The organism is Snodgrassella sp. B3837 (assembly GCF_026535955.1).
GTDB classification, from domain to species: Bacteria; Pseudomonadota; Gammaproteobacteria; order Burkholderiales; family Neisseriaceae; genus Snodgrassella; species Snodgrassella alvi_E.
Map to the genome: position 1 here is coordinate 208,356 of NZ_JAFNPI010000006.1, position 15,046 is coordinate 223,401.

The window sequence follows — 15,046 nt, forward strand, 5'->3', positions numbered from 1 at the left end:
CCGCAATAAAATTGCCATCACCCACTTAATGAAGCAGATGATGGCATAAATTATACAAAAATCCAGTCTGATTGCGTATCGAAATTACCAAAGCAAACTATTTTATACTGAAATAAAAATTCATAATTTAATTTATTTAAGCAATAAAATATCAATAATTAGATTAAATAAAATAAAATATGCTTAAAGATAGCAATTTGTGCCATTTCTCACTTTTCTAATCCTGCAGCCATGATAACTATTCAGGCAACTTAGCCTACAGGATTGAAGCCAAACAACCATGTTTTCCATGCCAGCCGCTGCTGACGTGCACGTGGAACAATTAATTGATAATTCATTATATTTTCTACCCCATCCAGCCTAATCTCTTCCAGCAAAGCTGCTACCGTTGCAAGCACAGCCAGACTGCCACGCTGACGGCGCCGATCTTCCGATGGCAGCATGGCAACAACTGATTTTATCTGCTGTTGCAGCTCAGCCATCGACATATTCAGTAAAGTTTTGAATTCTTCCCCACCTTGTCTGTTTATCACCAGATGAGCCGGAACATTAAAAGCTTGTAATGTTTCTACCGGAATATATAATTTTCCTTGTCGTGCATCCGCTCCAATTCTGGAAAATAACCTAACTAATTCAACTGTTTCACCTACCTTGCCGGCAAAATCCAATGTTTGGGGCACAGAAAATCCTAATACCCTGCTACTTAAACGCCCTTGTACCATCCCAGCTGCCGCTGCATATCTGCGCAACTGAGCCATATCATGGAATCTCGCCTGAGTTAACTCAGTACGATAAGCATCTATCAGTGCCTGTAATTCCGACTGTGGCAGACAATATAATCCAATCAGAGGTAGCAGCGCTTGCATCAGTGGATGTTCGGGTTTATCTGTTGATGCAAACAAACCGTTTATCTGCTTCTCCCACCAGCTGAGTGTAGTCAAAGCCAGATCAGCTTGCGAACAATCCTGTACCACATCCTGCAATTCCTGCTGCAAAGCATAAAGTACGATCAGTGCCTGACGCTGACTACGAGAAAGAAAAGGAAAACGAAAAGCCATGACATTTCTGCCATGGCTTAACTTCTGATAAGAATATTCTAATGGCTGCACAGCAATAAAAACTTTAAACAAAATGCTATTGTAACCTCTTCTGTGCATTTCTCCAGCATTACCATGTAATTCAACTATCTCTCCTGTTTTTCCTTTTTCACTTCACCAGTCTTTAAAATATAATTCAGCTGCCCATTCCAAAACTCAACCATAAAGATATCGTCTTCTGCCAGATGCTCCTGCTGAATTTTTTGTTTCAGCCATTCCTCTTCCTCATGAATTCTCTTTAGTTCGGATTTGCGAAACTCTCCGTCCTTAAATAAAATCAATGAAGGGTATTTTCCTTTATCGGTCAAAACAGTCAGATCACCTCTAGGTTCAATCTGGGCATAATTCACCTCCTGAAAAGAAGTCACACCCTGTGCATGCAATATAGAAGCAATATTCAGAATATCAACTTTATTTCTTTTATCTAAAATATTATCCATCAGAAAGCGTCCATCTTTCATAATCGGAATCGGCTCACCAATAGCAAACATTCTTAAAAATGAAATATGCTTACACGACCAATTTAAAATTGAAATCAGTACCACACCCATCAACAACACAATAATATATTGATAAAATGGAATATCCTGATTATAAATTACCCCGCCGATAATACCGCCGAGGACGAAGTTCCCAATAAAATCCACCGGAGTCATCTGATTTAATTGAGTTTTACCAGTAAAATTCAGATGAAGAATAACAATCAGAAAACCAGAAACAAACTTTGCCAACACCCACAAATAGTATGCCATAGATACTCCTTACGGTGATTAAGGTTATTCATCAACCAAAAGATTGGCTATGCCATTTAGATTTAATAATCTAGATGCCACAACAGACAGTTTACTGCTTCAATATTGCAAACAGAATGACACACTTTAACGCCATTGCAACCCATTGAATCACAATAATAATTTGTAATTACAATTTTTACAAAATCATATAATTTCTTGCATCTTTTATACATACCAAAACTAGCACACTTTTATCAAAGCAAACCAAACATAGCCAGATAAAATCAAATTACATTAACATATTAAATATTATATTTATCAGGTACAATCAGATTGATACTACGTTTTCCGCTATAATTGTCCACTTTACATATTGAAGTAATATCTATGTCTAATCAGCGTCTCATCATCGGGTTTCACGCAGTTAATGCACGTCTATGGCAAAACCCTGGTAGCATTATCGAACTTTATGTACTCGAAGGAAAACATGATGCCCGTATGCGTGACGTCATAAATAAAGCTGAAGCAGAAAATGTACGCATTATCGGCGTTGATAATGCTCGCCTTGATACCTTAAGCAAACACGCGCGCCATCAAGGTGTAGTTGGTTTTATCGATGCCTCCAAACAACATATAGACATAGAAGACGTACTAGATAATCTGAATGAACCACCTTTATTGCTGATTCTGGATGGTATTACCGATCCGCATAATCTAGGTGCCTGCTTGCGCGTAGCCGATGTAATGGGCGTGCACGCTGTCATCGCTCCCAAAGACAAAAGTGCCGGCCTCAATGCCACCGTTAGCAAAGTAGCTTGCGGAGCAGCAGAAACAGTACCTTACATTACCGTAACCAACTTAGCGCGTACCATCCGTGACTTGAAACAGCGCGGCATCTGGATTGTTGGAACAGCCATGGATGGCAGTGATGATTTATATCATTTTAATGCACCACAAGCAGTAGCCTGGGTAATGGGTGCAGAAGGCAGCGGCATGCGCCGCTTAACGCGCGACTTGTGTGATACACTCGTCTCTATCCCCATGTTTGGTACGGTTGAAAGCCTCAATGTCTCTGTCAGCACCGGAATCGTTTTAAGTGAAACGCGCCGGCAACGGGTGTATGCAGCTCATGAATAATTAACAATTCCCTAAAAAACCAATACAAAAAAAGGAGATTTTAATGATATGGTGCATTCTTGCCCTAGTACTGTTTGTACTTGAAATGTTTAGCGGCACTTTTTATTTACTTGTCATCAGTGCTTCATTCTTGAGCGCTGGTTTAGCTGAATGGCTGCTACACACCAGTAACAATACCAACGCAATTTTAGCCACGTTTTTTTCACTTATCGGTATCATTATTGTACGTGTATGGCAAAAGAAGCATCCGCGTGAAAACAAAGCCAAAGCAAGTGACAGTCCTGACTATGGCCAGATTGTTATCCTGTCCAAACCACTTACCGGTGACTTGTGGCAAGTACAATACCGCGGCACCATTTGGCAGGCACGTTTTATTCAGCCTACCCATGCCAAAGCCGGTGACACTGCTCATATCATCAGTCATAACGGAAATATTTTGAATCTCACTCTATCTGCATCTACCAACCATCAGGAATAATCATGATTCTGACCTTTATCTTTCTTGCTGCCATAGTCGTTTTTATTTGCATGGCATTTAAAGTTGTGCCACAACAAGAGGTTTACATTGTCGAACGTCTGGGACGCTATCATGCCACGCTTGAAGCAGGTCTGAATTTTATTATTCCGATAATTGACCGAGTAGCTTATAAACATACACTGAAAGAAATTCCACTGGATGTACCCAGCCAAGTATGCATCACTCGGGATAATACCCAGCTTACAGTAGACGGCATCATCTATTTTCAGGTAACAGACCCTAAACTTGCCTCCTATGGTTCCAGCAACTTTGTCGTAGCCATTACCCAGCTGGCACAAACCACATTGCGCTCAGTTATCGGCCGTATGGAGCTGGACAAAACATTTGAAGAACGTGACGACATCAATCGTACAGTGGTAGCCTCTCTGGATGAAGCAGCCGTATCATGGGGTGTAAAAGTATTACGTTATGAAATCAAAGATTTAGTACCACCACAGGAAATTTTACGTTCAATGCAGGCACAAATTACCGCTGAACGAGAAAAGCGTGCCCGTATTGCCCAATCTGAAGGTATCAAGCAAGAGCAGATTAATCTGGCAGCCGGTCAGCGTGAAGCCGAAATTCAGAAATCTCAAGGTGAAGCACAAGCTTCAATCAATGAGTCTCAGGGTGCCAAAGTCGCTCAAATCAATCGTGCAGAAGGTGAAGCCGAAGCTCTGCGTTTGGTGGCTCAGGCTACCGCTGAGGCCATTCGTCAGGTTGCTGCCGCAGTAAAAGAACCTGGCGGTACCGAAGCTGTCAATCTTAAAGTTGCGGAACAATATGTAGATGCCTTTGCCAAACTGGCAAAAACCAACAATACACTGATTATGCCGGCCAATGTGGCCGATATTGGCAGCCTCGTTAGTGCCGGTATGAGCATAATCAAAGGCCAGAATACAACAATCGTTAAATAAATAGCTGATATAAATAAGATACAGGCTGCCATTCATTCTTACTGGCAGCCTGATTTTTATACTCAAAAGATAATGCCAAGCATTCAATTAAACAAACACTATCTAGCCAATATAATAAACGTATCTACACATTTGGCGACTAATCCATCCATACAGAACTCTGATTCCCAAAAAAACTCTAATTTTCCATTAACGGCCACAACCAAGCCCAAACACTACGGCCTTCACTGCGCAATACCATATATGTACGACAGGCAGCCGCAGTAGTCATGCTTTCTACACCAATTCCTTTGGCTGCCAGCTGAGCAGTCAGCCGCGGATGGATAAAAACATGCTGACTACCCGTACCAATCAGAATAACTTCTGGATGTTTCTGCAAGGCAAGAGCAAAATCTTCAATACTTAATTCTGCCGCATTATTTTTAGCTAATGGCAATACTTCAATATCTGTAATACAAACAGGCTCTGAATATTGCTTTCCATTAATAGTAATTAGTCCCGTATCAATTTCTTCAATCCACAAACCCTGTTTGTCACGGATTTCATCAATCTGCATTAAATATTCCTTACGCCTAAGACACATCTTCAGATAGTGCAGTAGTAGTCAAAAAAGCGGTTTTCCGCTAGCATAGTAGATTATTTACGTAAAATTGCAAGCATCAGTCAATCATACAATCATATTCGTCTAATTTAAGGAGTAAAAATGCAGCCACTTCGCATTGGTTTGCTGGGCGTAGGTACAGTTGGTGGTGGTACCGTCAAACTATTACAGAATAATGCACATGAAATCACCCGCAGACTGGGGCGGGAGCTGATTATTACACATGCAGCCAGCCGAAATCTTGAGCGAACGCGAACAATATGCGGCCCCGATACCAACATTACAGACAATGTATTTGATGTAGTTACAGCTCCTGATGTCGATGTGGTAGTAGAGCTGATTGGAGGTTCAACCATTGCCAAAGATGCAGTGATTCAGGCGATCAAAAATGGCAAACATATCGTTACAGCAAATAAAAAGCTTCTGGCTGAATACGGCAACGAAATTTTCCGGTTGGCCTCTGAGCACAACGTAATGGTGATGTATGAAGCAGCAGTGGCTGGTGGTATCCCGATTATCAAAGCATTGCGTGAAGGGCTAGCAGCCAACCATATCGAATCTATTGCCGGCATCATCAATGGCACCAGCAATTTTATTCTCAGCGAAATGCGTGCTAACGGAAGCACCTTCCCTGAAGCACTGACACAGGCTCAAGCTTTAGGCTATGCCGAGGCAGACCCGACTTTCGATATTGAAGGACATGATGCAGGCCATAAACTTAGCATCATCTCAGCATTGGCCTTTGGTACCCCAATTAATTTCAGTCAGTGTTATCTGGAGGGCATCAGCCAGCTGCAAAGTCTGGATATTTGCTATGCTGAAGAACTAGGCTATCGCATAAAACTCCTTGGTATTACACGCAAAACTCCAGAAGGTATTGAGCTTAGGGTACACCCTACTTTGATACCTGAAAGCCGCCTACTAGCAAAAGTGGAAGGCGTAATGAATGCCGTATCAGTTCAGGCTGATATGATCGGGCAGACATTGTATTATGGTGCCGGTGCCGGTGCCGGTCCTACAGCTAGCGCCGTCATGGCAGATATCATGGATGTCACCCGATTACAGAATGCTGAAGCCAGCTATCGCGTACCTTATCTGGCATTTCAGTCTAGTTCACTACAAAATATTTCCATTCTGCCCATGGATGAAATCACCAGTAGTTATTATTTACGCGTATCTGCCTGCGATGAACCAGGTGTTCTGGGTGAAATAGCCAATATTCTGGCAGCAGAAAATATATCTATCGAAGCACTCATTCAAAAAGGCATTATCAATAAAGAGACTGCGGAAATTGTGATCCTGACCCATTCAACTAAAGAACGCTTTATCAAACAAGCGATGTCACAGATTCAAGCCTTACCACGCGTATTGTCGCCTGTAACGATGATTCGCATGGAAAGTTTACATCCACGCTGATAACACGAAAAAGTATTTAACATATTACAAAACGGGCAATATAGCCCGTTTCATTTTTTTAGTACAAAACAAAAAAGCAACTAAAAATATTCAATTCTATTAATCCACTATTTAAGTAAGTAGATTCATTTCTGTGAAATCAGCCAAATATTAAACAAAAATTCAAACAAATAAAATAAAAATAACTTTTTGTTTATATTTTGATTATTATTTTATTAACCACATTCAATCCCAAAGCAGAATGATTTATTCGAATAAAATATATTCCGTATATATATGTTGTTATAATATAATGCCGATAGTATATAATTATTTATTAAATCATGGTACCTCGCCGATTCCCATTCAGACATCAACTATATTCAGCCACACGATACTCATCGGGATTTAGTTTATTGAATTTATTAATCACGCTTTCCATTATTATAATATTAGCCGCCATAGCCTATCCTTCCTACCGTAAACACATTCTACAAGCCCGACTTCATCAGGCTCAGGCAGATTTACTTATCAACGGACAGTATCTAGCTAAACACTATCTGCATCATATCAGCTACCGAAAAAATGGAAACAGCTGGCCAACCCTACCTATTACACAAAATCAATATTTTTGCTTCCGCTTTCAAGGCAATCCTCGCTTTACCCGAGAAGAGCACTTCACCCTTAAAGCCGTTGCTCTGGATACTAATGAAGAACCACGTATACTTAAACTTAATCAGGATGGCCGAATTATTATGTGTCAAACCAGCAGCAGCCGTTGCGATGAAGAAGAGGACTTTTTTCACGCTAGCCGCCAGCCCGACCAAAGTTGCCAGATTTTTAACCAGTAGCCATACAGGACAACAGCAACAATTCAATGATGAAACTGTTACAATACCGAGTCTTTCTATCACAAATATCCTAACGTAGTCTGGTTGAAATATGAGTATTTTGTCTCTGGATAATGCCTGCTTTGCAGTTGGCCATCACCCGTTATTAGATCATGCTTCTCTGCAAATGGATGCGGGAGAAAAAATCGGTTTCATCGGCCGCAATGGTGCCGGTAAATCAACATTATTAAAAATTCTCGCCGGCGTACAAAAACTGGATGATGGAATACTCACCATTCAAAACGACCAGAAAATCGTTTATGTACCGCAGGAATCGTTTTTCGATCCACAGGCAACTATTTTCGATACCATTGCTCAGGGATTAGGCGAATTACAAAACCTACTGCATGAATATCACGAACTTAGCCAGAATATAAGCGATGATAAAAGCTTAAACCGTTTAACGGAACTACAAAACGAACTGGAAAACCGTAATGGCTGGCAATTTGATGCATTGATTGCCCAAACCTTGAGCGAACTTAACCTACCTGAAAATGAAATTATCGCTAATCTCAGTGGCGGTCAGAAAAAAAGAGTTGCACTCGCACAAGCTTGGGTGCAAAAACCGGATATTCTCTTACTAGATGAACCCACCAACCATCTAGATATTGAGGCAATTGAATGGATGGAAAATCTGCTGAGTAATTTTGCCGGCAGTCTGATTGTCGTCACTCACGACAGACGGTTTCTAGATAAAGTGGCTACTCGTATAGTAGAGCTTGACCGTGGACATCTGCGCAGCTATCCGGGCAGCTTCAGTGCTTACAGTGAAAAAAAAGTACAAGAGCTGGCTGTTGAAGCCGAACACAATCGCTTATTCGATAAATTCCATGCGCAGGAAGAAGCGTGGATACGAAAAGGGATAGAAGCTCGTCGTACCCGTAACCAAGGGCGAGTAAAACGACTGGAACAACTACGGCGAGAACGTGCCGCACGGCGCGAAGTTCAGGGGCAAGTCAGTTTCAACCTTAACCGAGGCGAAGCCAGCGGCAAAATCATCGCCGAACTTGAGCATGCAGGATTTTCCTATGGTAATCACATCATCATGCGCGACTTCTCCGCTGTTATTCAGCGTGGCGATAAAATCGGCCTGATCGGGCCAAATGGGGTGGGTAAAACCACATTTCTGAAGCTGATTTTAGGAGAGCTACAACCCACATCCGGTAAAATCCGTTTGGGTTCACGTCAGGAAGTAGCCTACTTTGACCAATTCCGTAGTGCATTGAATGAAAACGATACCGTTTTCGACACCATCGGCCAAGGTAACGATTACGTAGAAATTGGTGGTCAGCGCAAACATGTTATCGGCTATCTGGAAGAATTTCTGTTCTCACCTGCGCGAGTGCGTAGCGAGGTAAAATCATTGTCTGGCGGAGAACGGAACCGCTTGCTACTGGCTAAGCTGTTTACCCGCGCTGCCAACATACTGGTACTTGATGAACCTACTAACGATTTGGATATCGATACACAGGAATTGCTGGAAGAATTATTACGTGATTATACAGGTACGGTGTTTTTGGTCAGTCACGACCGTACTTTTCTGGATAATGTTGTCACTCAATCCATTGTATTTAGCGGAAACGGCCAGCTAAAAGAGTATATTGGCGGCTATCAGGATTATATTAATGCCCAAAAACGTGAGCAAAGCCTGCAAGCACCTTTAAATATTACAAACAAGGCTAATAACAACACCGCTGATAAAACACGCCCTAAAAATCGGCGCAGTGAAAAACTTTCTTTCAATGAACAACGTGAACTGGACAGCTTACCCGATACAATAGCTGCTCTGGAAGAAGAACAAACAGAATTAAATAAAAAACTTTCTGATCCTGAAATCTTCAAAAACGATTACAAACAGGCTGCACAATGGCAGGCACGTGTTGCAAAAATTGAAGAATTATTGCTAGAAAACCTTGAACGTTGGGAAACACTGGAAGCAAAACAGAAACCCCAAAATTAAACTATATAAAAAATGGCTAGTGCATAAACACACTAGCCATCAATTTAAGCCTGATTCATTTCTTTGGATGACGTCCGCCACCGCGTCGCATACATGCCTCATAGCGTCGGTTAACATTATTCGCATACCAGTTAGTATTGTAATCCTTGCTTAATTTAGGCCCGCTAATCACAACTTGCGGCATAATTGCATACGGAGGATTTTTATTAAACTGACGTTTATAGATTGCTATCACATTCTGATACGTGGACGTATTTTCAAACTCTGCCTGTTTTTCATGCAACAAATCCGAACGAATATCTTCCGGTTTCATTGAAATACCATGGTCAGCAAATAACTGATTCAAAGCAGTTTCAGTCTGACTTGGCATAGATTGAGGGTTATCATCCTTATCATAAACCAATAAATCCCCATCCAAAGCCATATCAAGATTCAATAGCTTATTGATATCCTGTTGAAAAGCAGCGTTACGGCTCGAATACATACCGGAATTATAATCAGCAAACCGATACTGTGCATTATCATAGGCAGCAGGATATTTCATCAGTCGATGAATACCATAATACAAGCCGCCCTCTCGGGTATACATATAATCCCTCAGCTCATTAACAGAAGCGTGGTCACGCTGATGATCACGCGCATATTTTACAGATACCTGCATTGAGCCAATGGTCGTAATGGGATTATTTTCCTCCCCCAAATCCTTGCCCATAAATTTAGCTGCTGCATTAGCTATCGAATCAGCATAAAATTGTTTGGAAACATAAGCAAAAATCTGCCGGTATATCCAGTCTAGCTGCTGCTCGGTTTTTACCGAACGCATTTGTATAAGAAAACTGTTTTCCTTACTGGGTTCATTAATCAATACATATGTAAAGTAGCGCGAAACAGCCGGACCAAGAGCCGGACCAAACTGTTTTACAAACTTCTGCGGTACTTCAGTCTGAAAAGCTTTAATCGCCTTATTTCCTAAGTCAGGTACAGTGGGATTAGCAACAAAATTTGACTCTTGGTCTACTACCGCTACCACACTACATACATTTTCCTTGGTTTTACTGATTTTCAGCTCATCCATAATCTGGCTGATATCAGCTGCCCATGCATCCCGCTCAGCAACACGTGCAGGTATCAGCCGACTTATTTGCGCAGGCTGAGTCAATATTCTACCGTTATCATCCGGAGAATCATCATCCGCTCCACTCCAGCTACCATGCTCCTTACACGCTGATAAACCACACAACAATAATCCGGTCAGTGTTAACCTACCTGCCGTTTTTAGTAAAAATCTAGCTTTCATACCATATACATTCATTCAGGCAAATCAATTACAGAATACACAGAGCATTATCATTTTCTGGAGCGAGTACGACAATGCCATAACCATCCCCATACCCACAGCAATACTGCAACAAAAAATAAAACACTCCATACTGGTAACGGTATCCACAATATATGCTGCACCTCACCACAATTACCGGTACCACGGATAATCGGTTCATACCAGTGAAATAGCGGCGCATCACGCAACCGAAATGTCCATGGAGCTCCGCAAGACGGCTGGTCAATTAAAGGTAAGTGCTGAATATAAATCTGGTAAATCGCCACACAGAGACCGCCAATCGGAGCCAGACTAACCACAATTGCATTAATCACTTTTTCAATACAGTTGCGATTAGGGCAACAAGCACATAACAGAGCCAGCAATGCAGTAAGGATCACCGCCACTCGTTGCACAATACACAATACACAAGGATTCATACCCAAAACATATTGGCCGACAAACGAAGCAGCAGCACACAGTACAGCCAGAAAAAACACATACCATAATGCTTTACGGAAGCTCATCTTAAGTCCTTTCAAACTGACCCAAATCCATCATTTCTATCATTTGATACATATATAGATACTTATGAACCAGCAACAGTCATATCCCCAATGAGAATAGAACCCACCTTGTGCGTACTGCGTTTCAATGCATCGTCAGCGGCACCTATCATCGCCATAAACATATCCTGTAAACGTGACGCAATCGTAATACCTTCTACGGGATATGTTATGACTCCATTTTCTACCCAGAAACCAGCCGCGCCACGAGAATAATCACCCGTAATACCATTTACACCCTGACCCATCATCTCAGTAACCAGCAAACCCGTACCCATAGTCTGCAACAGCTCTGCCTGAGACTTATGCGTATGATTTAAATATAAGTTATGTACACCACCGGCATTACCCGTCGTAGTCATGCCTAGCTTACGCGCACTGTAACTACTCAGAAAATAGCCCGACACATATCCATCTGCAATAATAGTGCGATCATGCGTGGCCACACCTTCGGCATCGAAATAAGTACTGGCCAGAGCTTTTTTTACATGCGGTCTTTCATGTAGACACACCCACGGTGCCAAAATCTGTTTACCCAGAGAATCAACCAGAAAACTAGTCTCTCGATATAAAGCTCCGCCACTAAGCGCTCCCACTAGATGTCCAATCAGACTTCCTGCCACCGTCGTATCAAATACTACAGGATATTTGCCTGTCGCTACAGAGCGACCATCCAACCGACGCACAGTACGGGAAGCAGCAGTCTTACCGATCGTCTCTGCCGTATCTAAATCCTTAGGGTCACGCGCCAAATCATACCAGTAGTCACGCTGCATACCAGACGCATCAGAGGCCACTACACTGCAGGATATACTATGCCGGCTGCCACGCTGATAAGCACAAAAATCATTACTATTGGCATAGACATACTGATAATGGTCTGTCTGAACCTCAGCCCCCTCAGAATTGCTGATGCGTGCATCTGTATCCAGTGCAGCCCGTTCTGTTCGTTTACCAATAGCGATAGCTTCATCAGCAGACAACGGCCAGGGAAAATAACTATCCGTATCACCCACATTAGTAGCCAATAAGTCAGCATCCGCCAGTCCTGCACATTCGTCCTGTGCCGTATAGCGAGCTATATTCAATGCTGCAGTAATCACCTCGTCAATGGCACTTTTATTAAAATCAGCACTACTAGCCCGGCCTTTGGCATGACCCAAATAAACCGTCACATCTAAAGATTTATCCTGTTGATATTCAATATGTTCAACATCCTGATGGCGTACTTGCACATTCTGTCCAACTGATTCACTGATATCAATTTCAGCAGCGCTCGCACCTTGCATCCTAGCTTTATACAATGCCTGCCGGCACAACTCTTGTAACTGTTCAGCACCGTGATGAAACATAATTTACCTTCTTGCCAAGAAGTATGCATTCTAGCATGCTGAATTCAGCACTGGCAGCCGTAAAACAGCCATGCCAACTGAAATAATATGGATTTTTTGCTAAAATACACAAATAAAATTCAGATCCACTAGTGATACCTAACATATGAACAGCCATACTGAAAACATACTTCAGACAGAAGAAGAAGAAGAATGGGTCAGCAAAACCCGTATGAAAAAGCAAATGAATGATTTGCAGCAACTGGGTATGCAACTAACCAAACTATCCGCAGATACTCTTAAAAAAATCAATCTGCCCGAAGACTTATTACAGGCTGTATTAAGCTATCAAAAAATCAGCTCTAACAGCGCCCTCAAACGTCAGGCACAATATATTGGCCGCCTGATGCGGGAAATTGATACCGCACCGATCAGCGATTTTCTATCACGTCTCAAAGGCGAAAACAGCGCACATAATGCCTATTTACAGAGACTCGAACACCTGCGAGAGCGTCTGATTGCCGACGACAATAGTCTCACAGAAGTTATCAGCCAGTACCCACATATTGACATTAACAACCTGCGCACACTGATACGCAATGCGCGTAAAGAACAGGCCGCTGGTAAAGCACCTAAGGCATTCAGATCTATTTTTCAGTTATTAAAAAACGAAATTACCGAAGACACACAATCCTAAAATTCATAAGTCAGACTTAAATTAGATTTATGAATATAGCGGTCATATCTTGTGAACAATCAGCATCCTAGTCCGGACCAAAACCATGAGCGATATCTTAAATAAAATCATTGCCACCAAAAAAAACGAAATGGTTGCAGCCAAGTCCGCTGAAACCCTGGCCGAAGTACGTGCCAAAGCTTATGATCAGGCACCGGCAAGACCATTTTTGGAAGCCATACATCATAAACACCAGCAAGGCAAAGCAGCCATCATTGCCGAAGTAAAAAAAGCCAGTCCTTCCAAAGGACTGATTCGCCCCGATTTCTCACCCGCCGATATTGCTCATGCGTATCAGCAAGGTGGCGCCGCATGCATGTCCGTCCTGACCGACGTAAGCTACTTTAAAGGAAGTCTGGAATACCTGAATATTGCCCGTAATGCCTGCAGCCTGCCGGTATTACGAAAAGATTTCATCATCGACATCTATCAGGTGTATCAATCACGAGCACATAATGCCGATGCCATACTCCTGATAGCAGCAGCACTCAGCCGTACCCAGTTAAATGAATATGAAGCCATAGCCCACGAGCTCGGTATGACCGTATTGCTTGAAATCCATCATGAAGATGAATTAGAGAAATGCATCTCTATGTCTACCCCACTCTGGGGCGTAAATAACCGTAACTTGCGCACTTTTGAAGTAGACCTACAGCAAACCATCAAACTTCTGCCTGCACTAAATGGCAAAACAGTCGTGACCGAAAGCGGCATTTTTACCACAGATGATATACACATGATGCAGCAGCATCAGGTAAATACTTTTCTCATTGGAGAAAGCTTAATGCGCAAACAAAACATAGCAGAAGAACTAAGCCTTCTAGTAAATGCTTGAAGCATAACTATCATTTAAACAGTTTTAATTAGCCTAAAAGGAAAAATCATGGGCGTGATTATTAAAAATGCAGAAGAAATTGCCGCAATGCGCGTAGCCGGCCGGCTGGCAGCTGAAGCACTGGACTATATTGGCCAATTTATCAAACCAGGTGTCACCACCAACGAAATTGACAAACTGATACATGATTACCACATTAACGTACAGGGTGGTTATCCCGCTCCACTGGGATATGGCAATCCACCCTTTCCCAAATCTTGCTGCACATCCGTCAATCATGTTATCTGCCATGGTATCCCCGATGACAAACCTTTAAAAAACGGCGACATCATCAACATCGATGTCACCATCATTAAAGATGGCTTCCACGGAGATTCCAGTCGCATGTATGCTGTAGGCGAAATCAGTCCACAAGCACGCCGCCTAATTAATGTCACCCATGAAAGTATGATGGCCGGTATATCCGTTGTCAAACCAGGAGCAACACTGGGAGACATTGGCTATGCCTGCCAGCAGGTAGCAGAAAATGCCGGTTATTCCATGGTTCAAGAATTCTGCGGCCACGGAGTGGGAAAAGGTTTTCACGAAGAACCACAAGTGTTGCATTATGGTCGCCGCCATACCGGCTTAAAACTACAGCAGGGAATGATATTTACAGTAGAACCAATGGTTAACCAAGGAAAACGCCATTTGCGTATTCTTGGTGATGGCTGGACAGTAGTTACTAAGGACCACAAACTCTCCGCCCAGTGGGAACATGAAGTACTAGTAACAGATAATGGCTACGAGATACTCACAATCAGCCCATTGACAGGAAAACCTTAAAATACCAAAAAAAACGTAAAACTTTACATTAATACAACATCTATATCTGATTTAAGGCAATAAATTTTAAAATAGTTTAATTAAAATAAAAATACACCATTCAAAATCACCTTAAACAGGTAAACCATTAGCAATATTGTATTGAATGTAAAAAATATTGTGATAATATTGAAGTCCATAGATAATT

General features: G+C 42.0%; 15 protein-coding genes. 9 read left to right on the forward strand and 6 right to left on the reverse strand.

Annotated features, from left to right (window positions below; genetic code table 11):
• Positions 1 to 251: 251 nt before the first annotated feature.
• Entirely contained in the window at positions 252 to 1,058 is an 807-nt protein-coding gene (locus J3U67_RS01930; protein ID WP_267403560.1) for a squalene/phytoene synthase family protein, read from the reverse strand.
• A 125-nt stretch (positions 1,059 to 1,183) separates the two neighbouring features.
• Positions 1,184 to 1,849, reverse strand: a complete 666-nt coding sequence (locus tag J3U67_RS01935; RefSeq protein WP_267403562.1) for a DUF421 domain-containing protein — start codon at positions 1,847 to 1,849, stop codon at positions 1,184 to 1,186.
• A gap of 369 nt (positions 1,850 to 2,218) precedes the next feature.
• On the opposite strand from J3U67_RS01935, the gene rlmB reads away from it, so the two are divergent.
• Genes rlmB through J3U67_RS01950 form a run of 3 tightly spaced genes read left to right on the forward strand, consistent with a single transcriptional unit; the run spans position 2,219 to position 4,402 of the window.
• Entirely contained in the window at positions 2,219 to 2,968 is a 750-nt protein-coding gene (gene rlmB, locus J3U67_RS01940; RefSeq protein ID WP_267403564.1) for a 23S rRNA (guanosine(2251)-2'-O)-methyltransferase RlmB, read from the forward strand.
• Between the two features lie 43 nt (positions 2,969 to 3,011).
• Positions 3,012 to 3,446, forward strand: coding sequence for an NfeD family protein (locus J3U67_RS01945; RefSeq protein ID WP_267403566.1), 435 nt, complete (start codon positions 3,012 to 3,014; stop codon positions 3,444 to 3,446).
• 2 nt (positions 3,447 to 3,448) lie between these two features.
• Positions 3,449 to 4,402: an SPFH domain-containing protein gene (locus J3U67_RS01950; RefSeq protein ID WP_100152506.1), complete on the forward strand. Its 954-nt coding sequence runs from the start codon at positions 3,449 to 3,451 to the stop codon at positions 4,400 to 4,402.
• Between the two features lie 178 nt (positions 4,403 to 4,580).
• Here J3U67_RS01950 and J3U67_RS01955 read toward each other — a convergent pair whose 3' ends face one another.
• A complete protein-coding gene (locus J3U67_RS01955; RefSeq protein ID WP_100152505.1) occupies positions 4,581 to 4,958 on the reverse strand; it encodes an Mth938-like domain-containing protein in 378 nt (125 codons plus the stop codon).
• Between the two features lie 147 nt (positions 4,959 to 5,105).
• Between J3U67_RS01955 and J3U67_RS01960 the strand changes: the two genes are divergently transcribed.
• The 3 genes from J3U67_RS01960 to J3U67_RS01970 all read left to right on the forward strand — a co-directional run bounded on the left by J3U67_RS01960 (position 5,106) and on the right by J3U67_RS01970 (position 9,248).
• Positions 5,106 to 6,419, forward strand: coding sequence for a homoserine dehydrogenase (locus J3U67_RS01960; protein WP_267390248.1), 1,314 nt, complete (start codon positions 5,106 to 5,108; stop codon positions 6,417 to 6,419).
• A 395-nt stretch (positions 6,420 to 6,814) separates the two neighbouring features.
• Entirely contained in the window at positions 6,815 to 7,249 is a 435-nt protein-coding gene (locus J3U67_RS01965; RefSeq protein ID WP_267390247.1) for a type IV pilin protein, read from the forward strand.
• A gap of 91 nt (positions 7,250 to 7,340) precedes the next feature.
• Entirely contained in the window at positions 7,341 to 9,248 is a 1,908-nt protein-coding gene (locus J3U67_RS01970; RefSeq protein WP_267403568.1) for an ATP-binding cassette domain-containing protein, read from the forward strand.
• Positions 9,249 to 9,303: 55 nt separating this feature from the next.
• Here the strand turns inward: J3U67_RS01970 and J3U67_RS01975 are convergent, their stop codons facing one another.
• From J3U67_RS01975 to pmbA, 3 genes are all read right to left on the reverse strand, one after another.
• Positions 9,304 to 10,545: a DUF1615 domain-containing protein gene (locus tag J3U67_RS01975; RefSeq protein WP_267403570.1), complete on the reverse strand. Its 1,242-nt coding sequence runs from the start codon at positions 10,543 to 10,545 to the stop codon at positions 9,304 to 9,306.
• 50 nt (positions 10,546 to 10,595) lie between these two features.
• Positions 10,596 to 11,093, reverse strand: a complete 498-nt coding sequence (locus J3U67_RS01980) for a disulfide bond formation protein B (protein WP_267403572.1) — start codon at positions 11,091 to 11,093, stop codon at positions 10,596 to 10,598.
• Between the two features lie 62 nt (positions 11,094 to 11,155).
• On the reverse strand, positions 11,156 to 12,487 hold the full coding sequence (pmbA, locus tag J3U67_RS01985) for a metalloprotease PmbA (protein ID WP_267403792.1): 1,332 nt from the start codon (positions 12,485 to 12,487) through the stop codon (positions 11,156 to 11,158).
• Between the two features lie 142 nt (positions 12,488 to 12,629).
• On the opposite strand from pmbA, the gene yjgA reads away from it, so the two are divergent.
• The 3 genes from yjgA to map all read left to right on the forward strand — a co-directional run bounded on the left by yjgA (position 12,630) and on the right by map (position 14,859).
• Positions 12,630 to 13,160, forward strand: a complete 531-nt coding sequence (yjgA, locus tag J3U67_RS01990; RefSeq protein ID WP_267403574.1) for a ribosome biogenesis factor YjgA — start codon at positions 12,630 to 12,632, stop codon at positions 13,158 to 13,160.
• An 85-nt stretch (positions 13,161 to 13,245) separates the two neighbouring features.
• Positions 13,246 to 14,034: an indole-3-glycerol phosphate synthase TrpC gene (gene trpC / locus J3U67_RS01995; protein ID WP_267403576.1), complete on the forward strand. Its 789-nt coding sequence runs from the start codon at positions 13,246 to 13,248 to the stop codon at positions 14,032 to 14,034.
• A 45-nt stretch (positions 14,035 to 14,079) separates the two neighbouring features.
• Positions 14,080 to 14,859, forward strand: coding sequence for a type I methionyl aminopeptidase (gene map / locus J3U67_RS02000; RefSeq protein WP_267403794.1), 780 nt, complete (start codon positions 14,080 to 14,082; stop codon positions 14,857 to 14,859).
• Positions 14,860 to 15,046: the final 187 nt, after the last annotated feature.